30 protein-coding genes are annotated in these 25,146 nt (G+C 41.9%); all 30 read left to right on the forward strand.

Annotation, left to right across the window (positions count from 1 at the left end; all coding sequences use genetic code 11):
* Positions 1 to 199 precede the first annotated feature (199 nt).
* Positions 200 to 1,057, forward strand: a complete 858-nt coding sequence (locus tag E1163_RS25885) for a helix-turn-helix domain-containing protein (RefSeq protein WP_155175863.1) — start codon at positions 200 to 202, stop codon at positions 1,055 to 1,057.
* Positions 1,058 to 1,161: 104 nt separating this feature from the next.
* On the forward strand, positions 1,162 to 1,575 hold the full coding sequence (locus E1163_RS25890; protein WP_155175865.1) for a c-type cytochrome: 414 nt from the start codon (positions 1,162 to 1,164) through the stop codon (positions 1,573 to 1,575).
* 54 nt (positions 1,576 to 1,629) lie between these two features.
* The gene (locus E1163_RS25895) at positions 1,630 to 2,757 is read left to right on the forward strand and encodes a hypothetical protein (protein ID WP_155175867.1); all 1,128 of its coding nucleotides are present in this window, start codon (positions 1,630 to 1,632) and stop codon (positions 2,755 to 2,757) included.
* A gap of 9 nt (positions 2,758 to 2,766) precedes the next feature.
* On the forward strand, positions 2,767 to 3,078 hold the full coding sequence (locus E1163_RS25900; RefSeq protein ID WP_155175869.1) for a cytochrome c: 312 nt from the start codon (positions 2,767 to 2,769) through the stop codon (positions 3,076 to 3,078).
* A complete protein-coding gene (locus E1163_RS25905; protein ID WP_155175871.1) occupies positions 3,078 to 3,620 on the forward strand; it encodes a c-type cytochrome in 543 nt (180 codons plus the stop codon). The genes E1163_RS25900 and E1163_RS25905 overlap by 1 nt, the downstream gene beginning before the upstream one ends.
* Positions 3,621 to 4,202: a hypothetical protein gene (locus tag E1163_RS25910; protein WP_155175873.1), complete on the forward strand. Its 582-nt coding sequence runs from the start codon at positions 3,621 to 3,623 to the stop codon at positions 4,200 to 4,202.
* Positions 4,203 to 4,215: 13 nt separating this feature from the next.
* Positions 4,216 to 4,605 carry a DUF302 domain-containing protein gene (locus E1163_RS25915; RefSeq protein ID WP_155175875.1) on the forward strand — a complete coding sequence of 130 codons (390 nt, stop codon included), beginning with the start codon at positions 4,216 to 4,218 and terminating at the stop codon, positions 4,603 to 4,605.
* 3 nt (positions 4,606 to 4,608) lie between these two features.
* Positions 4,609 to 4,962: a YHS domain-containing protein gene (locus E1163_RS25920; RefSeq protein WP_155175877.1), complete on the forward strand. Its 354-nt coding sequence runs from the start codon at positions 4,609 to 4,611 to the stop codon at positions 4,960 to 4,962.
* Between the two features lie 151 nt (positions 4,963 to 5,113).
* Positions 5,114 to 5,326 (forward strand): SHOCT domain-containing protein, encoded by a 213-nt coding sequence (locus tag E1163_RS25925; RefSeq protein ID WP_155175879.1) that lies wholly within the window; start codon positions 5,114 to 5,116, stop codon positions 5,324 to 5,326.
* Positions 5,323 to 5,667, forward strand: a complete 345-nt coding sequence (locus E1163_RS25930) for a P-II family nitrogen regulator (RefSeq protein WP_155175881.1) — start codon at positions 5,323 to 5,325, stop codon at positions 5,665 to 5,667. The genes E1163_RS25925 and E1163_RS25930 overlap by 4 nt, the downstream gene beginning before the upstream one ends.
* The gene (locus tag E1163_RS25935) at positions 5,664 to 6,497 is read left to right on the forward strand and encodes a universal stress protein (RefSeq protein ID WP_155175883.1); all 834 of its coding nucleotides are present in this window, start codon (positions 5,664 to 5,666) and stop codon (positions 6,495 to 6,497) included. Before E1163_RS25930 ends, E1163_RS25935 begins: the two co-directional genes overlap by 4 nt.
* Positions 6,498 to 6,501: 4 nt before the next feature.
* Complete coding sequence (locus tag E1163_RS25940; protein ID WP_155175885.1) at positions 6,502 to 6,990, forward strand: hypothetical protein; 489 nt, start codon at positions 6,502 to 6,504, stop codon at positions 6,988 to 6,990.
* Positions 6,991 to 7,002: 12 nt separating this feature from the next.
* Entirely contained in the window at positions 7,003 to 7,242 is a 240-nt protein-coding gene (locus E1163_RS25945) for a hypothetical protein (RefSeq protein WP_155175888.1), read from the forward strand.
* Positions 7,223 to 7,504: a DUF5676 family membrane protein gene (locus tag E1163_RS25950; RefSeq protein WP_014022540.1), complete on the forward strand. Its 282-nt coding sequence runs from the start codon at positions 7,223 to 7,225 to the stop codon at positions 7,502 to 7,504. The genes E1163_RS25945 and E1163_RS25950 overlap by 20 nt, the downstream gene beginning before the upstream one ends.
* Before the next feature lie 10 nt (positions 7,505 to 7,514).
* Positions 7,515 to 8,234 (forward strand): lycopene cyclase domain-containing protein, encoded by a 720-nt coding sequence (locus tag E1163_RS25955; protein ID WP_155175890.1) that lies wholly within the window; start codon positions 7,515 to 7,517, stop codon positions 8,232 to 8,234.
* Positions 8,227 to 9,555, forward strand: coding sequence for an NAD(P)/FAD-dependent oxidoreductase (locus tag E1163_RS25960; RefSeq protein WP_155175892.1), 1,329 nt, complete (start codon positions 8,227 to 8,229; stop codon positions 9,553 to 9,555). The genes E1163_RS25955 and E1163_RS25960 overlap by 8 nt, the downstream gene beginning before the upstream one ends.
* A 20-nt stretch (positions 9,556 to 9,575) precedes the next feature.
* Entirely contained in the window at positions 9,576 to 10,880 is a 1,305-nt protein-coding gene (gene nhaA, locus E1163_RS25965; RefSeq protein ID WP_246223909.1) for a Na+/H+ antiporter NhaA, read from the forward strand.
* 10 nt (positions 10,881 to 10,890) lie between these two features.
* Complete coding sequence (locus E1163_RS25970) at positions 10,891 to 11,448, forward strand: ion channel (protein ID WP_155175897.1); 558 nt, start codon at positions 10,891 to 10,893, stop codon at positions 11,446 to 11,448.
* Positions 11,449 to 11,452: 4 nt separating this feature from the next.
* On the forward strand, positions 11,453 to 12,469 hold the full coding sequence (locus tag E1163_RS25975; protein ID WP_155175899.1) for a type II glyceraldehyde-3-phosphate dehydrogenase: 1,017 nt from the start codon (positions 11,453 to 11,455) through the stop codon (positions 12,467 to 12,469).
* On the forward strand, positions 12,469 to 13,791 hold the full coding sequence (locus E1163_RS25980) for a dicarboxylate/amino acid:cation symporter (RefSeq protein WP_221418084.1): 1,323 nt from the start codon (positions 12,469 to 12,471) through the stop codon (positions 13,789 to 13,791). The genes E1163_RS25975 and E1163_RS25980 overlap by 1 nt, the downstream gene beginning before the upstream one ends.
* A 39-nt stretch (positions 13,792 to 13,830) precedes the next feature.
* Positions 13,831 to 14,388: a hypothetical protein gene (locus E1163_RS25985; RefSeq protein ID WP_155175901.1), complete on the forward strand. Its 558-nt coding sequence runs from the start codon at positions 13,831 to 13,833 to the stop codon at positions 14,386 to 14,388.
* Between the two features lie 111 nt (positions 14,389 to 14,499).
* On the forward strand, positions 14,500 to 15,354 hold the full coding sequence (locus E1163_RS25990; protein ID WP_155175903.1) for a restriction endonuclease: 855 nt from the start codon (positions 14,500 to 14,502) through the stop codon (positions 15,352 to 15,354).
* Positions 15,355 to 15,373: 19 nt separating this feature from the next.
* Positions 15,374 to 16,744, forward strand: a complete 1,371-nt coding sequence (locus E1163_RS25995; protein WP_155175905.1) for an MBL fold metallo-hydrolase RNA specificity domain-containing protein — start codon at positions 15,374 to 15,376, stop codon at positions 16,742 to 16,744.
* Positions 16,744 to 18,264 carry a thymidine phosphorylase family protein gene (locus tag E1163_RS26000; protein WP_155175925.1) on the forward strand — a complete coding sequence of 507 codons (1,521 nt, stop codon included), beginning with the start codon at positions 16,744 to 16,746 and terminating at the stop codon, positions 18,262 to 18,264. Before E1163_RS25995 ends, E1163_RS26000 begins: the two co-directional genes overlap by 1 nt.
* Before the next feature lie 4 nt (positions 18,265 to 18,268).
* Positions 18,269 to 19,165 (forward strand): ribose-phosphate pyrophosphokinase, encoded by an 897-nt coding sequence (locus E1163_RS26005; RefSeq protein WP_155175907.1) that lies wholly within the window; start codon positions 18,269 to 18,271, stop codon positions 19,163 to 19,165.
* The gene (locus tag E1163_RS26010) at positions 19,158 to 19,841 is read left to right on the forward strand and encodes a hypothetical protein (RefSeq protein ID WP_155175909.1); all 684 of its coding nucleotides are present in this window, start codon (positions 19,158 to 19,160) and stop codon (positions 19,839 to 19,841) included. Before E1163_RS26005 ends, E1163_RS26010 begins: the two co-directional genes overlap by 8 nt.
* A gap of 3 nt (positions 19,842 to 19,844) precedes the next feature.
* Positions 19,845 to 20,576 (forward strand): PPK2 family polyphosphate kinase, encoded by a 732-nt coding sequence (locus E1163_RS26015; RefSeq protein WP_155175911.1) that lies wholly within the window; start codon positions 19,845 to 19,847, stop codon positions 20,574 to 20,576.
* Between the two features lie 11 nt (positions 20,577 to 20,587).
* On the forward strand, positions 20,588 to 22,741 hold the full coding sequence (locus tag E1163_RS26020; RefSeq protein WP_155175913.1) for a copper-translocating P-type ATPase: 2,154 nt from the start codon (positions 20,588 to 20,590) through the stop codon (positions 22,739 to 22,741).
* Complete coding sequence (locus tag E1163_RS26025; protein WP_155175915.1) at positions 22,741 to 23,976, forward strand: MFS transporter; 1,236 nt, start codon at positions 22,741 to 22,743, stop codon at positions 23,974 to 23,976. Before E1163_RS26020 ends, E1163_RS26025 begins: the two co-directional genes overlap by 1 nt.
* Positions 23,977 to 24,095: 119 nt before the next feature.
* The coding region (locus E1163_RS26030) for a class I fructose-bisphosphate aldolase (protein ID WP_155175917.1) at positions 24,096 to 25,146 on the forward strand (1,051 nt) is incomplete at its 3' end.

A 25,146-nucleotide genomic window follows, 5' to 3' on the forward strand; every position in this document is an offset into this window, starting at 1 on the left:
TTCCGCAAGCTTATCAGCCTTGTTCTATTCTTTTCAATAATTCTTAACAAATTTTTCTGCGCGGAGCAATATGTTGCCGGCTTTAAATTATTGTTGAAACCATTCATTTGGTAATGAGCAATAAGAATTTGATTAGCTAGTACCTCTTCGCAATCACTGAAATTAATTCAGGATCAGAAAAGTTTAATCCTTATAACAGATGAAAACAATTAATCTAAATATCAAAAATATGGTATGCCCAAGATGTATTCTGGTCATACAGAACGAACTAGAGTCATTGGGAGCATTCATCTCTACAATTCGGCTTGGGCATGCCACTATACAAGTGCCTGAGACGGTAACAAAAAGCATTATAGCAGACAGGTTAAATTCTTATGGCTTTGAGCTCCTTGAAGACAAAGAGCAAATCCTCATGGAACAGATAAAGCTGGGCATCCAACACTATATAGAAAAGCTGGAGAATTCCTCCAAAGAGGCTATGTTGTCCGATTTTCTTGCCCACGAGATAGGTAAAAACTACAATTTTCTTAGCAAGCTCTTTTCAAAAAGCGAAGGGGTCACCATAGAAACCTACTATATAAACAAAAGAGTTGACAGAGTAAAAGAGCTAATAAAGTATGATGAACTCAACCTAAGCGAAATCGCAGTTAAGCTTGGATATAGTTCTGTACATTATCTATCCAGCCAGTTTAAGCGTGTAACCGGTCTTTCAGTCTCTGATTATAAAGAAATGATGCGAAACGAGAACCGGTATTATAAGAGCTTGTCCGAAGCACTGCATGATCTCAGAGAAAAAGGCTATACCTATAATTTTAGTAAGAAAAATGACTGCCTGGAGTGTAAAGACCTATGCGCGAGCTTTCAGATTGAAGATTTAAATATTTCAGAATTCTATCGGTTTGACGAAAACGAAGATGCAGCAGGTAAATCCGTGATCTACGGAATAGAGACACCGGATGGCTTGAAAGGGCTTCTTATAGATAACAGTAACCTTCAAAACAAGACACTATTCAGGAGACTTTCTGATAAGTTGAAAGACGGGTTAAACGAAAAATAGGTTGAAAGTGACAATCTAAATCTTGTACATAAAAGACAAGATATCGAAAAAAGACCATGCATTAATCGACTTATTTTTGATAAAAGCCTTAAAAACATAATGCTATGAACGAGACCAATTATCACTATTTGAAAATACCAGTCTTAATCATCCTTTCTATTTTATTGGTAGCATCGATACCTGTCCTGCAAAGCGGAGACTGGAAAGCTCCAAAAGAGGCGGATGCATTAAAAAATCCTTATAAGGGTGACAACGAGGCTATCAAAGGAGGTAAAAAGATTTACGCCACTATGTGCGTCATTTGCCATGGTGAAAAAGGTAAAGGAGATGGAGTAGCGGGAGCAGCACTTAATCCAAAACCTACCAATTTAACCACAACGACCTTTCATGCTCAAAGTGATGGAGCTATTTTCTGGAAAATCACAGAGGGAAGAGCGCCAATGGCATCTTACAAAGCCACACTTTCTGAAGAGAAAAGGTGGCAATTGGTCAGTTACTTACGAACACTGAAACAATAAATTTTTGGACTTATGAAATACAAATACTTATTAAGCTCCTTGTTGATCATTCTGGTGTTAGTTGAATCAAACGCACAGAATCAATCAGGGATACTCGACCCCAAACCGGGCAATAGTCGGTTTTTACTGCGTGGCTATTCTGATGCAACGTTTATGTCCAATGATGAAGAAACTACCTTTGGGAACGCACGGTTTGTACCTCTTTTTCTCTACAAACAATCTGACAAACTATTCTTCGAAGGGGAATTAGAATTTGAAGTTGAGGACGGTGAGGTTGAAGTTGCGCTGGAATATGCAAATGTTAACTATAGTATTGCTCCCAACCTAAACCTGAGAGCTGGTAAAATTCTAATTCCATTTGGAATATTTTTCGATAGACTACACCCATCCTGGATTAATCGTTTACCTACCGTTCCACTTGGCTATGGACATGATGGAATTCTCCCAACCTCAGATTTAGGGGTGGAAATAAGAGGAGCATCTTATTTGAGAGGGATGAGGTTCAATTACTCACTTTACGTAATGAACGGTCCGCGCATAGAAGATGGTGAGGATGAAGCAGAAGAAGTAGGAATGATAGTACACGAAGGGAATGAGGATAATAACAATAACAAGGCAATAGGAGGGCGCTTAGGCGTATTCCCTCTTAGGGATCAATCACTTGAAATTGGTTTTTCTGCTCAATCAGCTAAGCTCGGTAACCGCGACTCTGAGCTGGAAGAAGTTGGTGCCCTTCTCTATGCCTTTGACTGGACTTACGTAAGAAAAGTCTCTTTTCTTGGTGGAGTGATCGATCTTAAAGGACAAGTCAACTTCATCAATATTGACGATCAGACATACACTGTCGAAGAAGATAGTGTGATGGAGTCCTACACGTTTGACAACAAGTCCAACTCAACCTTCTTCCAGCTTGGCTATCGTCCTACTTTTGGGTCAAGCCAATTCATTAAAAATCTGGAGCTTGTTGGGCGCTATTCAACGTTAAATACACCTGAAGAAGCACCCTGGGAGTCAGAGAGTACACAATTGGCATTAGGACTAAACTATTGGATTGATTGGAGGACGGCCGTTAAGTTTGCTTACCAAATGGACAGTATCACCGGAGGACACGCTGAAGATGGCGAAGAACCAGAATCACTGGATGTGAACACTTTTTATATTCAATGGACTATAGGCTTTTAAACCAAAAAAATGAAGGATATAAATAAAATACTACTCTTAATATCTGTTGTGGCTTTTACAGCAACAGTTTTTACACAATGTGCCTCGCAGCAAAATGCTACGAGTGCTGAAAGTGCCACTAAAGGGGTACCAGAGTACGTTTTGCAGAAAAGTGGTGCTCAGCTATGGGCAGAGTCCTGTATCAGGTGTCACAATACTGCCTCTCCAGCCACTTTTAGTGATGTGCAATGGGATGTGGCGGTTAAACATATGGAGATACGGGCACAGCTAACCAGGGTGGAAGCAGAAAAGGTTTTAGAATTCCTAAAGTCAGCCAATTAATGGGACCGTTATCGAAATATTCGGTTTCTTCGGTTAAGATTATACTCTTAAGCCTTTTCTTTCTTACAGTAACGAAGGCCTTCTCGCAAAATGGAGAACTACTTTTTACTCAAAACTGTACTGCCTGTCATACCATTGGCGGTGGGCCGTTGGTTGGTCCTGATCTCAAAGGAGTCTCAGAAAAATATGAGGAAAGCTGGCTTTTGAAGTTTATTCAGTCCTCTCAGACGATGGTAAAGGCAGGTGACGAACAGGCTGTAGCCACCTTTCAGCAGTACAACATGGTACCTATGCCTGATTTTCCTTTTAAAGTTGATGAAGTTAGAGCAATACTGGACTATATAGAATCAAAGAGCACTGTGACAGCAACAGTTGAACCTGAACAACCGGAACCCACTGCAAAAGAAAATAATGCCTCGGTGTTGCACCCTGATAAAAAATCATTGGACTACTATCATCCTTACAAGAGATTGATGTTTTGGTCATTTACGCTGGCAATAGTGACTGCTTTAGTTTTAATATATTTCACAACACGGTCATAGATGGGAAGTAGCTCTTTGGTTAAAACTACACTATTCCTAGCATTTGTTATTGCTATGATTTTCTCAAATATTAATTTGGCAAAAGCTCAAAATCAATATCACACTACCAATGGTCGCGTGATGTTGACAGTTCCGGTAGGTGATTCAGTAATCAACCTTCATTCGCAGAAACTTTTAGTGGAACTTGATTATAAGGAGGCGAACTTCAAAATGAAGCTACCCATCATTTCGCTGCATTCAGGAGCAGATTCACTAGATACTATCATTTCATCCTTGGAAGATCAAGAGGTTACACTTGTGGGTAAGCTATACATCGAAAACAGTAGTGATAGCCAGGATAAAATAGATACATCTAAGCACCCTCCCATGACTTTTGAGTTCAGTGCAAAGATGAGCTACAAGCAAACTGATTTGCCGGTAACAGGAACAGGTTCCCTGGAACATATTAAAGGTGGATCACACTTGAAATGCATTCTGGGTCTGACATTTGAATTTAAAGCCGATTTTCTTCAAAATAAGTCATTGGAAAACGAAAATATCAAAGTTCATATACACCAGCTGGTGTTAGATCAAACATTATAAACTATCAGGTTTCATGGAATATTATCACAGTAAATTGATCAATGACGCAGAGTTTGAAGAAGTGATCGACCGAGTAGTTAAAGAATTAAAAAAAGAAGGGTTTGGAATTCTTACAGAAGTAGATGTACAGGAGACCATGAAAAATAAACTCAATATTGAATTCAACCCCTATAAAATATTAGGTGCCTGCAACCCTGAGTATGCTTACAAGGCATTAAAGGCCGAAGATAAAATTGGGACAATGCTTCCTTGCAACGTCATCGTTCAGGATCTCATGGAAGGGCATATTGAAGTTTCTATAGTTGATCCCATTAGTTCCATGCAGGCCGTCAGCAACGAAGACCTTGAAATGGTGGCTTTGAATATTAGAACGAAATTACTGGAGGTTTTAAAAAATGTATAAGTTATGTCAACATTTAGTAAGATAGTAGTATATGTTTTGGCTATGATGATGTTGATAGTAAATACTTCTTGTTCTGTAAATAGGAGGCACTTGACATCTAATATGCATACCGATCCTGTTTGTGAGAATTCTGTTAATGCGAACACTATACTTCAGTATCCATACAATGACGTTGTTTTCTACTTCGATAGTGACGAGTGTCTTCAAGTATTCAAAAAAAATCCTGAAAAATTCAGTACCTCAAAAAAAAGGCAAATGCATGGGGCTATCACTAACAAATGGTGGGTGCCGGTTATGGCTGGGATGATGGTTATAGTAATGGGTGCAGTTATGCTGTTTGATGATGATAACCACTAAGCTATTGATGTTTTGATGGCAAAATATCATACATCAAAGACAAGATTTCAAAAATAGGATGCGTGACAATGTGCTAATTTTGAATAGTGCAAATCAGTAATGGTTTGATACGGTCAGATTACAATATTTCAAAATTTAAAAAATACATATTATGCATTGGTTTGAAGGACACTATTGGGGTATGCACATCATCTGGTGGGTAATCTGGGTGATTTTTATCATTTGGGTTTTTGCTACACCATGGGATATCCCAGGACAAAGAACAAAAAAGGAGACACCATTAGACCTTTTGAAAAAGAGGTACGCCAAAGGAGAAATCAGCAAAGAAGAGTATGAAGACATAAAAAAGACCCTGCAAAAATGAAAGAAATAAAAGCTTTCGTCAGGCCGGACCGATTATCAGAAATTGTAAATCATCTGCGAGAAGAAGGAATTTGTTGCTTAACCGTTTTTGAAGGAGAAGGTACAGGACATTATACTGATGAGCGTAAAGACTTTCCTTCGTTACGACACCCATTTTCTCACTCCAAAATTGAAAAGCTAGAAGTAGTAATACCCGACCAGAAGGTGGACAAAGCAATGGAGATCATCCATAAATATGGGAAAACGGCTCATTCCGGAGATGGTATCATTTATATGACTGAAGTGATGGACATGGTGAAAGTTAAAACGTTAGAACCTGATTTAGAAAATTACGACTCATGAAGAATATTTTAGTACCCACAGACTTTTCCGATGCAGCCAACCGGGCGGCTGATATTGCCATTGCCATAGCAGAAAAATCCGGTGCTGAAATCCATTTTTTACATCTTCAGATCACTCCTGTTCCTTGGGTCAAACTTGATAAAGAGAAGGAGCAGCGATTTCCTGAGACCCTAAAAGAAATAGGCCATGCAAAGGACGCTCTCAATAAACTGGTGAAGAAAGCTGAGAATAAAGGATTGAAGGCAGAAAAGTTTATGGTTTATGATGTGGGAAGAGAAGAAATTCTGAAACATATTCCCTTTCATCACCACGATTTTGTGGTGATGGGTTCGCACGGTGCATCCGGTGCAAAAGAACTATTTGTTGGATCTAATGCTCAGAAGGTTTTGAGAGATGCCTCTGTACCAGTGCTAATTGTAAAAGAAGCATCTACCTGGCCCATAAAGAACGTGGTTTTCGCATCCAACTTTGAGGAAGATGTGAAAGAACCGTTCCGCACAGTAGTGAATTTTGCCGATCTCAACGAATCAAACATTCACCTTCTTTACGTCAATGTGCCGTTTTCATTTGAAGAGACCGACAGGAGCATGGAAAAGATGCATGCTTTTCATGAAAGTTGCCCTCGTGGAGGAACCTGCACAACCAATATCTATAATTCGCTGAATGAAGAACGTGGCATCCTAAAGTTTGCTGAATCTGTAGAAGCCGATCTCATTGCCCTGACCACTCATGGCAGGTCGGGCTTCCTAAGCCTAATGAGTAAGAGCATAACCGAAAGCCTGGCCAATCATTCTGAAATACCCATTCTAAGCATTAATCTTAACCGATAACGATATGAAAAATATTTTAAAAACAGTGGTGACACTTACTTTATTGATCGTGGCTTCATCTGCCTGTCAGCAACAGAAGGATGTAAGCACATTGTTAGAAAAAGATGACACCCGAAATGAAATATTTAATACCATCATTTCCGATCATGAATACGCTGAACAATTGATAACCAAAATGATGGAAGATGATCATACCCAAATGATGATGAAAGGAAACCAGGAAATGATGGGTATGATGATGTCAGAGAATGAAGACATGACGGCCATGATGAAGGATAATCCGGAAATGATGCACGGCATGATGAGCAATATGATGAATATGGCTGAGGCAGATTCATCAATGTGCGCACACATGATGACTATGATGAAAGATAAACCCAATATGATGGGACAGATGATGGAAATGATGCACAAAGAAGGCATTATGGACAAGGAAACGATGATGAGAAACAAAGAAAAGATGGGGAAAGAAAACCATCCCGGCCACCACTAAAAACCTGAAGTTATGAGAAATCACATGTTTTGGATGCTGGTAGGATGCCTGGGGTTATTCCTACTGCTATTCCTGTTGCCGGTTTTCGGCTTCAACGGGACAAATTCGCTGTTTATCTTCCTCATTATTTTTTTCGTGGCCCACCTATTTATGATGGGAAGTCATGGAGGACACGGAGGCCATCGCGGCCATGGTAGCAATCAGGAAAATCAATCTAAAAACGAAAATGATCATGCAACACATAAACATTAAAAAATTCGCACTGGCCTGGGGGGTAGCAGGTGTGGTATTCTACCTGGGCTGTATTATACTGATGGCCACTGTAGGCCGTGAAGGTACCATCCTGTTTTTTAACAGTTTGCTCCACGGACTTGACACCAGCCCCATCATCAGAATGGACGTACCCTGGACCGAAGCACTCATCGGACTGGTAGAAATGTTCATACTGGGCTGGTTATTTGGCGCACTCATAGCTACGGTCTACAATATATCTTTTAATAAAAAATACCGATGATTTAGTAAGGATGATAGACTATGTATGGCTGATTTGGTCTTTGATCATTCTTGCAGTATGGGGAATGATCTTTTTATTTAGAAAAGATTATAGAAAGGTGATGCTCAAAATGAGCCTCATCACTATGCCTTTTGGCCTGACAGAACCATTATTTGTTCCTCAATATTGGAATCCTCCTTCAATTTTTGATTTAGCTAAAAGCACAGGTTTTGATATTGAAAGCCTGATCTTTTCGTTTGCGATTGGGGGCATAGGGTCAGTGCTATATCAGTTGGTTTTTAAAAAAGTAACCGTTGAAATGCACCCATCAGAACGCACGCATAGACGCCATCGGATGCATCGGTATATCTTGTTTGTTCCTCCGGTAGTATTTCTCATCCTGGCTTATTTCACCAGCTTAAACCATATTTATTGTGGCATTATAGCCATGTTTACCGGTGCAATTGCTACCTTATACTGTCGCCCTGATCTTAAAGGCAAGATATGGATCGGTGGTTTTCTATTTACCCTGTTGTACTTTATTTATTTCGGTAGCATCTTACCATTTTTCCCCGAGTATGTGAACCTCTACTGGAACCTTGATGCTTTGACGCATATACTCATATTGGGAGTACCCCTGGAAGAACTTCTATTTGCTTTCACCTTTGGCATGTATTGGTCAAGCCTGTTTGAGCATCTGTACTGGCAAAAATTGCAAGAACACCCTTTAAAAATGCATGTTTATGAATGAATATTGTAATACAGATGAGATGGTTTGCTTACCGGAAACCAATATGCCCCGGCTTGTCATTATTGGAGGAGGCTTTGCGGGACTTGCTCTTGCTAAGGCATTAAAGAGAAGTAGGATACAGGTTGTGCTGGTTGATAGACATAACTTTCATCAATTCCAGCCACTATTTTATCAGGTGGCTACCAGTGGCCTGGAGCCGGATAGCATCGTATTCCCATTTCGCAAACAAATCAGTGGTAATAAAAATACAATATTCAGGTACGCCACAGTTCAGCAAATAGAAGCAAAACAAAACCGGGTATTAACCAATAAAGGTATCATTGACTATGATTTCCTGGTTATAGCCACTGGGACCAAAACCAATTTTTTTGGCTTGACCGATATTGAAAAGTGGAGCTTGGGCATGAAAAGCATTCAGGATTCCCTGAATATTCGCCATACCATGATCCAGAACCTGGAGCAGGCAGCTATCACCTGTGATGAACATGAAAAAGACATTCTCACCAATTTTATTATAGTGGGTGGAGGCCCTGCCGGTGTTGAAATGGCAGGTGCCCTTGCAGAATTCAAGAAATATATATTACCGGGAGATTATCCGGAATACTCCTCCGAAATAATGGATATCTATCTGCTGGAGGCAGGTGATCAATTGCTGGCATCCATGTCTGACAAAGCTTCAGAAAAGGCACTGAAATATTTGACCCGGCTGGGCGTACAGGTTATGCTTGAGGAAGCAGTAGAACATTATGATGGATCGGCTGTCTCAACAAATTCAGGAAAGAAACTCTACGCTAGTAATCTGATCTGGACTGCCGGGGTAACAGGAGATTTTCCTGAAGGTATTGGAGAAGAAAGTATTGTTCGGGGAAACAGGCTTCAAGTGAATAACACCCTGCTGGTAAAAGGATACACCAATATTTTTGCCATTGGCGATATAGCTGCAGTAGTCAGCCAAAGAACACCCAAAGGCCATCCTCAGGTGGCACAGGTGGCCATCCAACAGGGTAAATATCTGGGTGAAGTGATTAAGTACAGAATTGCGGGTAGAGAATATTCAAAACCATTTCGTTATCGGGATAAAGGGTCACTGGCCACTGTCGGTAAAAGAAGGGCGGTAGCCGATCTGGGTAAATTTCGGTTTGGTGGGTATATCGCCTGGTTGTTATGGTCGGTAGTACATCTTTTTTCCATTAGCGGTTTCCGAAATAAGCTGATGGTAGCACTGAACTGGGTGTGGAATTATTTCACCTATGACAAAGGCAATCGGCTAATCATCCGGGAGTACAAAAACAAGGACTTAGAAAAGGAGGAGTCCAAATGATTACCCGCCTAAACAACTCTTTGAATAATCTGGTAAAGAACCAATCAGCTTCAGGGATTGCCATTTTTCTGGCTGTACTGGTAGCCATGATCTGGGCTAATTCCCCATTCGGGGAAGTATATCAAAACTTTATTCACACTGAAATCTCGCTCTTGGTTGGGGAATTTGCTTTGTCAGAGTCACTATTACTTTGGGTAAATGATGGCTTAATGGCCATCTTCTTCCTGCAGGTAGGCCTGGAACTGAAAAGAGAGATTATTGGAGGTAAATTGTCCTCTCCCAAAAAGGCCATCTTACCCATAGGAGCGGCTATTGGCGGCATGGTAGTTCCGGCAGCCATTTATCTTATTTTCAACTTCAATGCTGCTACCGAGCACGGTTGGGGAATCCCAATGGCCACAGACATAGCCTTTGCCATTGGAGTGCTTTCTTTTTTTGGAGATCGTGTACCTATCGGGCTCAAAGTATTTTTGGTGGCACTTGCCATAGTAGACGATCTCGGTGCCGTACTGATTATTGCTATTTTTTACACTTCCGGAATTTCATATATTGATTTGCTTCACGGTGTATTATTCCTACTTGTGTTGGTAGGAGGTAATTACATTGGCGTTCGCAAAGCCTGGTTTTATGCACTCATTGGGATCGGTGGGGTTTGGTTGGCATTTTTTTTCTCCGGGGTACATCCGACCATTGCAGGCATTCTCACTGCTTTCACCATTCCCGGTAAGGTTAAGATCAAGGAAGAAGATTACTTAAAAAATCTCCAAAAACTTCATTTGCAATTCTTAGAGGCAACTCCTATTAAGGGTAACTTCATTTCAGAAAAACAACTCAGTATTCTGGAAGAGATCAAGCAAAAATCAGATGATGCTGAAACTCCCTTGCAAAAAATAGAGCATCACCTGGCACCTATTGTAGGATTTTTTATTCTGCCCTTATTTGCCCTGGTCAATACCGGGATTCACATTCATGGAAATTTAGTAGAAATTTTAAGTCATCCCATTAGCCTGGGGATAGGTTTCGGGCTTTTGGTTGGCAAGTTTACCGGTATCTTAGGAGTAAGCTGGCTTTTGGTGAAATTTAAGCTGGCCGAGTTACAAGAAGGAATTTCCTGGAGACACCTTTCGGGAGTAGCCATGATAGCCGGAATAGGCTTTACCATGTCACTATTCATCACTGAATTGGCATTCCAAAAAGAGGAATATACATTCATTGCCAAGCTAAGTATTTTGTTTGCTTCAGTGCTTGCCGGTGTCATTGGTGCAATTATACTTTGTCTGTATGGCAGAACAGAATCTACAACTAAACCGGCAATGAACAATTGACTTAGACACAATGGTATACAAAATAGACTACGATAGTTTCTTAAAACAACTGATCAAGCGCCTGAGTCCGGCTGTGATACTGGTGGCTTTGGTGGCCATCGTTTATGTCTACCTCATGCAATTTGTTGATCATAAAATAAGCTGGGTGCCTTACCTGGTGGTTTTATTTGCCCTGATCAAAACCATATATTTTACATTTTTTACTTTCAAACAGGTAAATAAATCCATTCGCCAGTGTCATTCCTTTGGGCAATTGCTCTGGATTTTCGGGTTACTGGTACTGTTGATTATCTTCTCCTATGCAGCAGATTATAGCTGTATTGCTGCTGCCAATAAAGGCTCATTTCAGGGATTTAACACCTCGGACAACATGGGTTATCTCAGCTTTTTATTTGAGTTCTTCTATTTCAGTGTGGTAACTTTTGCGGCAATCGGTTACGGAGACATCGTACCCTTAACGTATCCTGCCAGGATATTGGTGATCATGGAGATCGCTCAAAGCTTTGTACTGATCGTATTCGGATTATCCAACATAAATAATATTCATACCAAAATTAAAACGCAATAGCATTATGAAAAAGAAAATAGCACTTATCGGATATGGTGTAATCGGCAAAAGAGTAGCGGATGCTATTACCCTGCAAGAGGATATGGAATTGGCCGGAGTTTGTGATGTAATCAGTGATTGGCGCATTCAAGCAGCGGTAAGCAAAGGATACCCTATTTATGCTGCTACTCCTGAAGCTAAAAGCAACATGGAGCAGGTAGCTATTTCCCCGGCAGGCAATATGACTGACCTTTTAGATGTAGCAGATTTAGTAGTGGATTGTACCCCCAAGAAGATAGCTGCCCAAAACGTACAGACGTACAAAGAGCGAGAAATCAAATTTATCCTTCAAGGAGGTGAAAAACACGAAACCACCGGACATTCCTTTAGCGCAGAAAACAATTATGCTTCCGCCCTAAACCGGGACAGTACCCGGGTAGTTTCGTGTAACACCACTTCAATTGTCAGGACACTTTCGGCATTGAAAAGAGCCGGACTCTTAGAGAGTGCACGTGGCACTTTGCTTCGTAGAGCGACCGACCCCTGGGAAAGCCATCTTGGTGGTATCATGAATACCCTGGTACCTGAAAAAGACATCCCCAGCCATCAGGGACCTGATGCGCAAAGTGTAGACCCAGAGCTGGATGTAGTTACTATGGCGGTGAAAGTTCCTCAAACCCTGAGCCATCTACATTACTGGAATGTGCGACTTACCCGACAAGCTGATAAAAAGGAGGTGATAGAGGCATTTCAGACATCTACACGAATCACGTTGATGAGCTATAACGAAGGGTTGGTTTCCAATAATACGATCAAAGAAAGATACCTGGATATGGGACGACCCTGGGGCGATATGTATGAGGTAGCACTGTGGCAAGACATGCTAAAAGTAGAAGGTAATGAGCTCTATTACGCCTATGTAGTGGACAACCAGGCCATTGTAATCCCGGAGACCATTGATGCGATCAGGGCATTGACCGGGATAGAAGAAAGTGCCGAGAGATCAATTAAAAAGACAAATGAAAGTTTGGGGATCATATAATGAGCTTGTTTGATACAGAAATAAAATCTCTCAAATCACTTAATACCTATCTTAAAAAACTAGTAGCAGGCAAGCTCTGGTTAAAGGTACTCATTGCACTTTTCTTAGGAGTGGGTTTTGGCCTTCTTTTAAGCCCACAAAATGGATGGGTGAGCAAAGCCACTGCCGATGTTTTAGGTAACTGGCTGGCCCTGCCCGGCATGCTCTTTCTTAAGCTCGTGCAAATGATCATGATCCCGTTAATCGTGGCCTCTATCATTACTGGTATCGCCAGTAATGACAAAGACAACCTGAAAAAACTGGGAGGTGGTGTTTTTCTTTATTTTGTGGCTACCACCATTATCTCCGTGAGTATAGGAACCCTTCTTGCTACCGTTTTTAAACCGGGGAGATACCTGCATGAACAGGCAGCTGCCGAGCATGAAGCAGTACTGGCGGCAGGCGAAGAAAATGCTGAATTATCGTTTGGCATCAATGATATGCCGGGCATCATTACCGATCTGCTGCCTGAAAACCCGCTGGCCTCTATGGTAAGCGGGGAAATGTTGAGCATTGTCATCTTCACCATTATTATTGGAGTGGCAGTATTATCATTGCCAGATAATCTGCTGAAACCTGTGAAGTTATTGCTGAGTGCTGTACAGGAAATTTGTATGACAGTAGTTAAGTGGGCCATGATTTTAGTACCCATAGCAGTTTTTGGTCTCATGGCTCAGCTTACATCCAGTGTAGGTCTAAGCTCCCTTGCCGGACTAGGTTATTACGTGATAGTAGTCTTGGCAGGTTTACTAATTTTAGTAGGCATATACCTGATGATGGTGAGTTTGTTAGGCCGCAGGAATCCGCTAAAATTCTTGGGAAAGATCAGAGACGCTCAACTCCTGGCTTTTTCCACCACCAGTTCTGCTGCAGTAATGCCTCTTTCGTTGCAAACAGCAGAAGAGGAATTAAAAGTGGATACTGCGATCAGTAATTTTATCATCCCTATTGGGGCAACTGTCAATATGGATGGCACAGCTCTTTATCAAACCATAACCACTTTGTTCATTGCACAAGCGTACGGGCTGGAAATGAGTTTGCTTAATATTATCGTTGTGGTTATAACTATAGTTGCTGCGTCAATAGGTACACCGGCCATTCCGGGAGGAGGAGTTGTAATTCTTGCATCTGTCTTGGGCAGTGCAGGTATTCCGGCAGAAGGTATCATCATCATTATCGGTGTAGAGCGATTATTGGGAATGTTTCGTACAGCGGTTAATGTCACCGGAGATCTGACTGCCTGTGTGGTTTTCAATCAATGGTATGGTACAGTTATGCGTTAAGCAGTCATAGCTCCTAAAACCGTGGAAAGTAATAAATGAATGATTCCGAGAGTCATGGAGGAATATGTTAATCACACAAAAGCAATTCGAGGTTACTTTCTTACCGATAGAAAACTCATCAAATTCATCAAAAACCGTCCCGGTAATCAGGATATTGATGTCATCAAAGAGAAGGTTATGGCAGTAGCCGATCATGACAGGGTTGATTATTTCATCATGGGCGGCTTTCATGATCATATTGAAAGGCTAAAAATTGATGAACCTCTGACCAAAGGCGACCTTTCAATTGCCATTGGTATTGCTCAAAATGGGCATAGCGGTATTGATAATGAAACCATAGCATTTGCATCCAGGTATTGTGCAGTTCATGCCCCGATGTTTTTTCCATTATGGAATAAACATTCATTGAAAGTAATTCAAAGTTATCACCACAAGACTTTATTGCCATCCGATTATTTGGAATACGGTGAGTTGGTGCGTGAGATAAAATCAAAGTTTAGCATGGCTCCTTTAAACTTCTTTGATATCAGTAAATTCTTTTGGATTTATCAGGACTACCTCATCGATTATTACCGCGAAAAGAGCTTTGACACATAACCTCAGAAACGTTTTTGGGTATCATAATTTCATACATCGAAAGTGAGATATCGTAAATACCTCCGAGGGGTAATATTCTAACTTTAACATTGGATTGTTAAAGTAGTATAAATGTCAGAAAAGACCGTTCTCATCACAAAAGCTTCAGGAGAAAGAGCCGCTTTCTCAGCAGAAAAATTAAGGCAATCGCTGGAACGAGCCGGAGCAGATTTGGCTGTAACAGATCGGATTGTGAGCGAAATTGAGAAGCAGCTATTTGATGGAATGTCTACAAAAAAAATATACAGTCAGGCCTTTTCCATGCTCAGGAAGTACTCAAAACCTGTCGCAGGAAGGTACAAAACCAAGCAGGCTATTTTAGAGCTGGGACCATCAGGATACCCCTTTGAAAAGTTCATTGGTGAAATTCTCAAACACCAGGGATACCGCACTAAAGTAGGGGTAATCATTCAGGGCCATTGTGTGACTCACGAAATAGATGTGGAGGCCGAAAAGGATAATAAGCACTTTATGGTAGAGTGCAAATTCCATAATCGGCAAGGTTATAAGTGCGATGTAAAAATTCCACTCTATATAAAATCCCGGTTTGAAGATGTAAAAAAGCAATGGCAGAAACGTAAAGATCATGCTACTAAGTTTCATCAGGGTTGGGTGGTGACCAATACCCGGTTCACCGAGGATGCCATTCAATATGGTAAATGTTCCGGTTTGATTCTCATAGGCTGGGATTATCCCCAACAAGGAAGTTTAAGTGAACGGATTAATTTGTCCGGTTTACATCCTATCACCTGCCTCACTACGCTTACCAAATCCGAAAAGCAACAGTTGATTGATAAGATGGTAGTACTCTGCAAGGAGCTTTGTGACAAGCCAAAGATGCTTAATGAAATAGGAATATCTGATAAACGGATCAGAGGGATACTTAAAGAAGGAAACGAAATTTGTTCAAGCAGGGCGGTCTATTAAAAATGATTTGTATTTAAAGATGAAAGAAAAAATAACCATAAAATTTTTAGGTGCGGCTGGTACCGTTACAGGATCCAAATATTTGCTTGAAACCGGAAGTAAAAAGCTGATGGTGGATTGCGGTGTTTTTCAGGGATTAAAAGAACTGAGACTGCTCAATTGGGAGCCACCCAAGTATGTCCCGGCATCTATTGACGCGGTAGTACTTACCCATGGGCACCTTGATCACACAGGCTACCTGGCCCGCTTGGTGAAATTAGGCTTCAAAGGCAAAATATATGGAAGTGCGCCCACCCTCAAGATCGCTGAAATTATACTAAAAGACAGTGCTAAAATTCAGGAAGAGGAGGCTGCCAGAGCCAATAAAGAAGGATATAGCAAACACCATCCGGCAGAGGCTTTCTATGACCTGAAAGATGTTGAAAATACAATTTCTCTTTTTAATCCTGTTTCAGAAGGAAAATGGCATGTGATAGAAGATGACTTTAAGGTGAGGTGGCAGTATAATGGGCACATTATCGGGTCAACTTTTATTGAAATAGAGGTCAACGAGAAACGTTTTGTGTTTTCTGGCGATATCGGACGCAAAAAAGATTTACTGCTATATGCGCCTAAAAAGCCTGAAAAGGCAAATGTACTGCTAATTGAGTCCACCTATGGAGGCAGGGTGCATCCGGAAGAAGAAACTATAGTTCCTGAACTGGAACGTATCATCAATGAAACTATTGAACGGGGAGGCAGCCTGTTCATACCGAGCTTTGCGGTAGAGCGCACGCAATTGATGATGCTGATGATATGGCGGTTATTGAAAGAGAAGAAGATACCAAAAATACCCATGATCATGGACAGTCCGATGGGTGCCAATGTACTTCATCTCTTCCATGCCTCGCGGGATTGGCATATGCTTAAACCTGAAGAATGTGATGAAATGTGTTCTCATTTTCAGGTAGTTAGCAACTATCGGGAAACCCTGGCGCTGAGGGAAGACAACAAATCCAAGATCGTCATTGCCGGAAGTGGAATGATGACGGGCGGACGAATACTGAACTATATGGAAACAAGATCAGGCAATAGTAATGACACCTTACTTTTTGTAGGCTATCAGGCAGAAGGAACCAGAGGAAGAAAACTGCTGGAAGGAGCGAAAGAAATTAAAGTGTATGGCAAATGGCTACCATTCAAAATGCACATGGAACACATTGAAGGACTGAGTGCGCATGGTGACCAAAACGATTTGATTGACTGGCTCTCTGAAATTAAAAAACAACCCGAAAAAGTATTCATTATTCATGGGGAAGCAGCGCAGGCAGAAGCTTTATCAAAAGCCCTGGAAGATAATAAAGGATGGCAAACACATATCCCTCAACTTAATCAAACGGTAGAATTGTGATGGAAGCAAAGGATACCCGCCATAACGTATTAAAATTAGTAAGACTAGGCATTGATGCACGCAATGAATACATGGTATTTATGCGCAAGGATTGTCCGGTATGTGTGTCCGAAGGATTTGAGGCTTTAAATCGTATAAAAGTTTCAAAAGGAAATAAAACCATCGTGGCCTCACTCATCGTTTGGGACAATGAAGAACATCTGACTCATGACCAACTAAGCTTATCAGAAGCAGCCATTGATTCATTGGGAGCAAATGCTGGGGATGAACTCACCTTGAGTCATTTGGATGCCTTGGATTCCATGAGTGATGTCCGTAAGAAAATTTATGGACACCGCTTGAACCAGGCAGCGTTTGACAGGATCATTGGCGATATCGTCAATCGGAATTTATCCAATATTCAACTTTCAGCTTTTCTGGCTTCCAGCACAGGGAATGCATTAAATCAGGAAGAAGTGATTGCCCTGACCCGTTCCATGATTAATGTGGGTTTTAAACTGGATTGGGGTAAAGATAAGGTCTATGATAAACACTGCATAGGTGGCTTGCCCGGTAACCGAACTACCCCACTGGTAGTGTCTATTGTTGCCGCAGCGGGGCTGACCATTCCTAAAACTTCTTCCCGTGCCATTACTTCTCCGGCTGGTACCGCTGACACCATGGAGGTAGTTACCAACGTAAATCTTACCACCGAGCAAATGAAAAAAGTGGTGGATCTAGAAGGGGGGTGCCTGGCCTGGGGCGGATCAGTACAGTTAAGTCCGGCTGATGATATACTCATCCGCGTGGAAAAAGCACTAGATATTGATAGCGAAGGGCAGATGATCGCTTCCGTGCTTTCAAAAAAGGCGGCAGCAGGTTCTACTGATGTTGTGATTGATATTCCTGTCGGCCCAACGGCTAAAGTGCGCTCCCGGGAAGCTGCTGAGCATCTGTCAGAAAAGATGGTTGCCGTAGGCAAAGCCATCGGACTGAATATTGATATTATATTAACCGATGGATCGCAACCTGTAGGGCGGGGCATCGGCCCTGCACTGGAGGCAAGGGATGTTTTGTCCGTCTTAAGAAATGAAGACCATGCACCTGATGACCTGCGTGAAAGAGCAGTACTACTGGCAGGCAGGTTACTTGAAATGGGAGGAAAAGTAGCCGAAGGGGCAGGCGCTCTTGAAGCTTTGAAAATTTTGAAAAGTGGAGAGGGCTACAAAAAATTTACCGCTATCTGCCAGGCACAAGGCTTTTTCAGGGAACCTGAAGTAGCCCCCCATAAGCACAAGATCAAGTCCATAACGACTGGGGTAGTTTCAGAAATTGATAATCGCAGACTGGCGAAAGTGGCTAAGCTGGCTGGTGCTCCTGAAGCGATGACAGCCGGCATTTTGCTTCTTACGCCTTTGAATACTCAGGTGGAAGAAAACGATACCCTGTTTGAAATCCATGCTGAGTCTCACGGAGAGCTTGAGTACGCCCTTTCTTACCTGGATACACAAAAAGAAATTATTAAAATCAAAGAGACATAAAAATATGGAAATGATAGTTTTTGCCTTACCGGGCAACGAAGATCTTACTGAAAAAATAGCCGGACACCTTCAGGCTGAAAAGGGTGAGGCAACTATGCGGCAGTTTCCCGATGGTGAGAGCTATGTGCAGATACATTCTGACGTAAAAGGAAAATGCGTGGTGATGGTTTGTACCTTATATAAACCGGACGCTAAGTTACTGCCCTTATACTTTCTAAGTAAAACAGCCAAAGACCTGGGAGCTGCATGTACCTGCTTTGTGGCACCCTATCTGGCCTACATGAGGCAAGACAAACAATTTAACCCTGGAGAAGGGATCACCTCAACGTATTTTGCACAATTGATCTCCGGATTCGCAGAAACACTTACCACCGTAGACCCGCATCTGCACCGTAGAAGCTCGTTAAGCGAAATCTATAACGTACCTAATACTATAGTGCATGCGGCATCACACATTTCAAAATGGGTGAGTGATAATATTGAAATGCCGGTATTCATCGGCCCGGATAGCGAAAGTGAGCAGTGGGTTTCTGAGGTGGCAAAAGAAGCCAATGCGCCCTTTACAGTATTGGAAAAAATACGACATGGTGACCGGGATGTAGAAGTATCCATCCCCGATGTAGCAAAATATAAAGGTCATACCCCGGTGCTGGTTGACGATATTATTTCCACTGCAAGGACTATGATTGAGACAGTGGGCCACTTAAAAAAGGCCAACATGAGACCTCCTGTGTGTGTGGGAGTTCATGCTGTGTTTGCAGAGTCGGCTTATAAAGACCTGAAAAATTCAGGCGTGCAGCAGATCGTAACGTGCAACACCATCCCTCATGAAAGCAATGCTATTGATCTTTCTGAAACTTTGGCAATGGAGATTAAAGCGTTAATGAAGCACCATGCGTAATATCCTCTTCCTCATATTGATATTTCTGCAATTTACTCCCGGCATGTCCTATGGTCAGGAAAAGGAAATGTTGATTGAGCAGATTGCTGAAAAAAAAATAGTTCGCAAAAATTTTGACAAAAATGGAAACTCACAAGGCATGCAAATCTTTCTGACCGGAGAGTTAAAGCGGGAAAGTGAAACTTATACTGTAGAAGTGTTGGTGGAGTTGTATGATGAAAATAACCAATTGGATGAAAAATATACCACCACTTACAAGTGTAACCCCAGAGAATTTGATGTGCTGCTCAATGTATTTCCTTTTACCGATCCGGGAGATGAAAAGATAAAAGTGGATATTGCCTCAGAAGATTTTAAGCAGTTATATGATTTACAAAGTAGCACTAAGTTGAAAGATATCCATTTGAAGATAAGTGTTGAATCGGGCGTACTCAGTTTTTTTGGTTCTAAAAGCCTGGTTACCATAAAAAACAGGCAGAGCAAAAAAGAAAATGGAAAGATAACTATTAGTAGTGATGCTGTAGTTGAAGCCTATGTGATGGGCCTAAAGATAAAGACCATCAATTACACGGTTGAAGAATACCTGACTGAGAGTTTAGTATTACAGCGTCAGAAAATCACGGAGGATGACGGAGCATATTTTACCATGACCTATGAGCAAAATAATAAAGAGTAGAAAATGGTAGACTTATATCATATTACCACCTTGCCGCCAGCAGAAGCCGATAAAATGGAAACAAAGAAGGCACTTAAAAAACTGCGTAAGGAGCTTTTTAAGCTACAGAATAAGTTCTATGCCGATGGCAGATACAGTATGCTTATCATCTTGCAGGGCCTTGACACCTCAGGCAAGGACGGGACCATCCGTCACGCTTTCAGTGGTATGAACCCACAAGGTATGCAGGTTACTTCTTTTAAAAAGCCTACAGCTGACGAGCTCAAACACGATTTTTTGTGGCGCATTTATCCCCACTTTCCTGAGAAAGGGATGATCAAGGTATTTAACCGATCCTACTATGAAGACATTTTGGTGCCAGCGACAAACAAAAGCTTGTCAGAGAATGTGTTGGAGCATCGCATCAATTTGATTAACGAATTGGAGCATCACCTGCTCGCAAATAATACTTTGATCTTAAAGTTTTACTTGCATATCTCAGCTGATGAGCAGGTAAAGCGTATAGAAGATCGGAAAACAAAACCACACAAACGCTGGAAATATGCCAAAGAAGATGAACTCGTACCCAACCAATGGGATGATTATCGGGAGGTGTACCATACCATACTGAATACTTGCGACCACTTGCCCTGGCATATCATCCCTGCAGACAAGCGTTGGTATCGCAATTATACCGCAGCGAAAATTTTAGCTGATCAACTTGAAAAACTTAACTTGGAATACCCCAACATCTAAATTTTGTAAATATGGAAAATCACAAAGGACATAATCACGAGCACCATCATCACAGCAATACCTCCAAAGAAGAGGCACGAGATAAGAAAGAAGAGGTGAAAGATTCCTTAGCAGAAAAATCCAAACACGGTCATGAGAAGGCGATGGATCATTCATCTCATGGAGGACATGGTGACCATTCCGGTCATAACCCCGGACATGGAGAAATGGGCCATGACCATCACAAAATGATGATTGAGGATTTTAAAAAGCGTTTTTGGATATCCCTTGTTTTGACGATTCCGATTTTGGTCTTTTCTCCCATGATCCAGGGCTTTTTTGGCTATGAATGGCTGCTGCCGGGCAATGCGTACATTTTGTTCGGGCTTTCTACCATCGTTTATTTTTATGGGGGCTGGCCTTTTCTGAAAGGGTTAAAGGATGAGCTGAAGGAGGGTGCCCCGGGCATGATGACTTTAATTACTATGGCCATCAGTGTAGCCTATTTTTATAGTTCCGCAACAGTTTTCGGCCTTGAAGGGGAGGATTTCTTCTGGGAACTGGCCACCCTAATTGATATCATGCTACTGGGCCACTGGCTGGAAATGAAGTCGGTTCTGGGAGCTTCAAAAGCGCTGCAATTGTTGGTAAGTATGATGCCTTCTGAGGCCCACAGGGTCAAAGGCGATGCTGTAGAAGATGTGAAGCTGGAAGACCTGCAAAAAGGAGATATTATCCTGATCAAACCTGGTGAAAAAGTTCCGGCTGATGGTATTATCGTAGAGGGGGAAAGCTATCTGAACGAGTCTATGCTGACCGGGGAATCCAAACCTGTCAAAAAAGGTATGGAGAATAAAGTAATCGGAGGTTCGCTTAATGGCAATGGTTCACTCAAAGTAAAGGTGGAGCATACCGGCAAAGACAGCTACCTTAATAAGGTAATTACGCTGGTACAAGAGGCGCAAAAGTCTAAGTCAAAAATGCAAAATTTGTCAGACCGTGCCGCCAAGTGGCTTACCTATATCGCATTAGCGATAGGCTTTGGGACGCTGGCTACCTGGTTGTTTTTAGGTTTTCCATTTGTCTATGCCTTGGAGAGAATGGTGACGGTGATGGTTATTGCCTGCCCTCATGCATTAGGTTTGGCCATACCGTTAGTAGTAGCCATATCCACAGCAGTTTCTGCTCAGAATGGATTATTGATACGCAATAGAACGGCATTTGAGGAATCCAGAAAGATTTCGGCCCTTGTTTTTGATAAGACCGGAACACTAACTAAAGGTGATTTTGGTGTTACCCGTGTAGAGGCGGTAGATCAGCAATTTGAACCAGATGAATTACTGAGGCTTTCCAGTGCATTAGAGCAAAGTTCGGAGCATCCTATTGCCGTTGGCATCATTAAAAAAGTCAAAGAGAAAGACATTGCGGTTCCCAAGCCTGAAAACTTCAATGCCATTACCGGTAAAGGGGTTGAAGCAAAAGTGGAAGGGAAAGATGTGAAAGTAGTGAGCCCCGGCTATCTGAAAGATGAGCATATTTCCATACCTGATGGTGCCTACAGCAGTGCAGCCGAGACAGTCGTTTTTGTTCTCGTGGATAATAAACTGGCCGGGTACATCGCCCTGGCAGATGAGATCAGACCGGAAAGTGCCGAGGCAATTAAAGTGTTCAAAAACAACAACATCAAAGTGATGATGGCCACCGGTGACAATGAAACAGTCGCCAAAGCAGTAAGTGAAGAACTAGGCCTAGACGGCTACTATTCAGAAGTACTGCCACATCAAAAAGTGGAAATAGTAAAAGAGCTTCAGTCTAAGGGCGAGTTTGTCGCCATGACCGGTGATGGTGTGAACGATGCGCCTGCTCTGGCACAAGCCAATGTGGGTATTGCGGTAGGCTCAGGAACCGATGTAGCAGCCGAAACAGCCGACATAATCTTGGTAAACAGCAACCCGCAGGATATAGCCAACCTGATTTTATTTGGGAAGGCCACTTACAATAAAATGATTCAAAACCTGATATGGGCTACCGGTTATAACACTGTTGCAATTCCTTTGGCAGCAGGGGTGCTTTACACATCTGGTTTCGTTTTAGGTCCGGCAGTTGGTGCGGTTTTTATGAGTTTGAGTACGATCATAGTGGCCATCAATGCACAGCTACTGAAGAAGAAAATCGGTAACAAATAATGGGTAATCGCGAAATCCTTGGCAGGATCATCATTATCCTGCTAAGTATTTTTGTAGTTATGAGTGGGTATGGTGTATTGCTTCCCGTTTTGCCCTACTATACGGAAAGGCTTGCATTAAAATCCGGCATTGTAGCTGAAGAGGATATCAACTATCACATTGGAATTCTCACCAGCATTTACCCGTTTTTTCAACTTCTTTTTGCTGTCATCTGGGGCAAATTGTCTGACCGTTTCGGTCGTAAGGCACTGATCATTATGGGTTTGTCAGGCTTTGTCGTTATGCAGGTTTTAACCGGGCTGTCTACTTCTTTGGCCATGCTTTATGTCGCCCGTATTCTAGGAGGTATATTCTCGTCTTCGGTTATACCCGTGGGCAATGCTTTTCTTAGCGACCTTACCAACAGCATGCAGCGCAGAAAAGTACTGGCCTGGTCGGGGGTGGCAGTAAGTACGGGAGTGATTACCGGGCCTATGATTGGTGGTTACCTGGCCCAAACCAATTTACATTTAAATACCAGAATGGGGCATTTGCTGTTAGATAGATTTAGTATCCCGTTTCTTGCAGTCGCCCTTTTAGGAACCATTATTTTGTTGCTGGCAATCGGATGGCTCAAAAACCCCAAAGCACAAAATCTTAACATCATAGAAGCAGGCCAAAAGCCAGAGTCAAATGTGAAACGTGATTTTGTTCTACTATTGTTTCTCTCATTAATTCTTCAACTGGCCGTAACCTTGTTTGAGACGGTGTTTTCTGTTTATGCCAAAGACATTCTCTTGTTTGACACTTCCCAGGTAGGACTTGGGTTTATGCTTTGTGGCCTGGTTATGGCCGTTTTACAGCCTTTATTTGCCAATGTAGATGCAAAAACTATCTCTGTAAACACACAACTTTTTATCGGTTTTGCATTGGCTGCTTTTGCTATGATTGTTTTTTCTTTTTGGACATACAATATCTATGTATATACCATGATTGTATTTTTTGCGATCGGAGGTGCAATGGTCACCCCCAACCTAATTACCATGATTTCTTTGGTGGATAAAAACCATACCGGGGCGAATCTGTCTTTACAAACATCAGTGAATAGTATTGGTCAGGTATTGGGACCGATGTTAGGCATATGGTTATACACAATCGGTAGCTCATGGCCTTATCCGGTGATTGGCACGGTGTTATCGCTTGTAGCCGTTCTCATAATTCCGAACTTAAGATTTAAAAGCCAAAAAATGACATAAGACAGTAGTAACTATATAAAAATGAGATGCTATGAAATGAGCATGTTTGGGAAACACCAACCAGCGATGAATGCTGATGATGTGAATTCCATGTGGCCACTAAAAAAAATTACATACACATGAAAAAAATAAATGAATATTTAGGAGATCAGGCAGAATACCTTCTGCAACATACTTGTAAAACGATTGATAGAACAAGACTTACTTTACCTGGTTCAGATTATCTGGATAATGTTTTTGTCAATAGCAACAGAAATCCACAAGTACTCAATGCACTTTCACGCCTGTATAACAGTGGCAATCTCTCTGGAACAGGCTACCTATCCATCCTTCCGGTGGATCAGGGTATTGAACATTCAGCCGGAAGTGCTTTTGGCCCTAATCCCGACTACTTTGACCCCGAGAATATTGTACAACTTGGTTTGGAAGCAGGTTGTAACGGTGTAGCCTCTACCTTTGGCGTATTAGGGCTTACCGCAAGAAAATATGCACACAAGATTCCATACATCGTAAAAATCAATCATAACGAGTTACTGACTTATCCGAACAAGCATGACCAGATCTTATTTGGGACGGTGAAGGACGCCTGGAACATGGGAGCTTGTGCGATTGGTGCAACTATCTATTTTGGGTCACCCGAATCAAACAGGCAAATACGTGAAATCTCAGATGCTTTCACTTATGCCCATGAATTGGGAATGGCTACCATTTTATGGTGTTACACCCGAAATGAATCCTTTAAAACAAAAGACAACGACTATCACACAGCTGCAGACCTTACCGGACAGGCCAACCATCTGGGAGTGACCATTCAGGCAGATATCATCAAACAAAAACTGCCGGATACAAATGGTGGTTTCAGAGACCTGAAATTTGGTAAGACCTCTGAAGAAATGTACGGCAACTATATTTCCGATCATCCCATTGATATGTGCCGCTATCAAGTAGCCAACTGTTATATGGGCAAGATAGGCTTGATCAATTCGGGAGGAGCTTCCTCTGGAGAGTCGGACTATGCTGAAGCAGTAAAAACAGCCGTGATTAATAAAAGAGCAGGTGGAATGGGTTTGATTTCGGGAAGAAAAGCATTCCAAAGACCAATGAAAGAAGGTGTTGAATTGCTCAACCTGATCCAGCAAGTGTACCTGGATGAAGAAATTACAATTGCTT

This window comes from Fulvivirga kasyanovii, from assembly GCF_009711405.1.
GTDB lineage: Bacteria > Bacteroidota > Bacteroidia > Cytophagales > Cyclobacteriaceae > Fulvivirga > Fulvivirga kasyanovii.

Excerpts from the sequence above, each read along its gene's own strand:
- E1163_RS25885 (WP_155175863.1), top strand. The coding sequence starts at position 200 with ATGAAAACAATTAATCTAAATATCAAAAATATGGTATGCCCAAGATGT.
- E1163_RS25890 (WP_155175865.1), top strand. The coding sequence starts at position 1,162 with ATGAACGAGACCAATTATCACTATTTGAAAATACCAGTCTTAATCATC.
- E1163_RS25900 (WP_155175869.1), top strand. The coding sequence starts at position 2,767 with ATGAAGGATATAAATAAAATACTACTCTTAATATCTGTTGTGGCTTTT.
- E1163_RS25905 (WP_155175871.1), top strand. The coding sequence starts at position 3,078 with ATGGGACCGTTATCGAAATATTCGGTTTCTTCGGTTAAGATTATACTC.
- E1163_RS25910 (WP_155175873.1), top strand. The coding sequence starts at position 3,621 with ATGGGAAGTAGCTCTTTGGTTAAAACTACACTATTCCTAGCATTTGTT.
- E1163_RS25915 (WP_155175875.1), top strand. The coding sequence starts at position 4,216 with ATGGAATATTATCACAGTAAATTGATCAATGACGCAGAGTTTGAAGAA.
- E1163_RS25920 (WP_155175877.1), top strand. The coding sequence starts at position 4,609 with ATGTCAACATTTAGTAAGATAGTAGTATATGTTTTGGCTATGATGATG.
- E1163_RS25925 (WP_155175879.1), top strand. The coding sequence starts at position 5,114 with ATGCATTGGTTTGAAGGACACTATTGGGGTATGCACATCATCTGGTGG.
- E1163_RS25930 (WP_155175881.1), top strand. The coding sequence starts at position 5,323 with ATGAAAGAAATAAAAGCTTTCGTCAGGCCGGACCGATTATCAGAAATT.
- E1163_RS25935 (WP_155175883.1), top strand. The coding sequence starts at position 5,664 with ATGAAGAATATTTTAGTACCCACAGACTTTTCCGATGCAGCCAACCGG.
- E1163_RS25940 (WP_155175885.1), top strand. The coding sequence starts at position 6,502 with ATGAAAAATATTTTAAAAACAGTGGTGACACTTACTTTATTGATCGTG.
- E1163_RS25945 (WP_155175888.1), top strand. The coding sequence starts at position 7,003 with ATGAGAAATCACATGTTTTGGATGCTGGTAGGATGCCTGGGGTTATTC.
- E1163_RS25950 (WP_014022540.1), top strand. The coding sequence starts at position 7,223 with ATGCAACACATAAACATTAAAAAATTCGCACTGGCCTGGGGGGTAGCA.
- E1163_RS25955 (WP_155175890.1), top strand. The coding sequence starts at position 7,515 with ATGATAGACTATGTATGGCTGATTTGGTCTTTGATCATTCTTGCAGTA.
- E1163_RS25960 (WP_155175892.1), top strand. The coding sequence starts at position 8,227 with ATGAATGAATATTGTAATACAGATGAGATGGTTTGCTTACCGGAAACC.
- E1163_RS25970 (WP_155175897.1), top strand. The coding sequence starts at position 10,891 with ATGGTATACAAAATAGACTACGATAGTTTCTTAAAACAACTGATCAAG.
- E1163_RS25975 (WP_155175899.1), top strand. The coding sequence starts at position 11,453 with ATGAAAAAGAAAATAGCACTTATCGGATATGGTGTAATCGGCAAAAGA.
- E1163_RS25980 (WP_221418084.1), top strand. The coding sequence starts at position 12,469 with ATGAGCTTGTTTGATACAGAAATAAAATCTCTCAAATCACTTAATACC.
- E1163_RS25985 (WP_155175901.1), top strand. The coding sequence starts at position 13,831 with ATGATTCCGAGAGTCATGGAGGAATATGTTAATCACACAAAAGCAATT.
- E1163_RS25990 (WP_155175903.1), top strand. The coding sequence starts at position 14,500 with ATGTCAGAAAAGACCGTTCTCATCACAAAAGCTTCAGGAGAAAGAGCC.
- E1163_RS25995 (WP_155175905.1), top strand. The coding sequence starts at position 15,374 with ATGAAAGAAAAAATAACCATAAAATTTTTAGGTGCGGCTGGTACCGTT.
- E1163_RS26000 (WP_155175925.1), top strand. The coding sequence starts at position 16,744 with ATGGAAGCAAAGGATACCCGCCATAACGTATTAAAATTAGTAAGACTA.
- E1163_RS26005 (WP_155175907.1), top strand. The coding sequence starts at position 18,269 with ATGGAAATGATAGTTTTTGCCTTACCGGGCAACGAAGATCTTACTGAA.
- E1163_RS26010 (WP_155175909.1), top strand. The coding sequence starts at position 19,158 with ATGCGTAATATCCTCTTCCTCATATTGATATTTCTGCAATTTACTCCC.
- E1163_RS26015 (WP_155175911.1), top strand. The coding sequence starts at position 19,845 with ATGGTAGACTTATATCATATTACCACCTTGCCGCCAGCAGAAGCCGAT.
- E1163_RS26020 (WP_155175913.1), top strand. The coding sequence starts at position 20,588 with ATGGAAAATCACAAAGGACATAATCACGAGCACCATCATCACAGCAAT.
- E1163_RS26025 (WP_155175915.1), top strand. The coding sequence starts at position 22,741 with ATGGGTAATCGCGAAATCCTTGGCAGGATCATCATTATCCTGCTAAGT.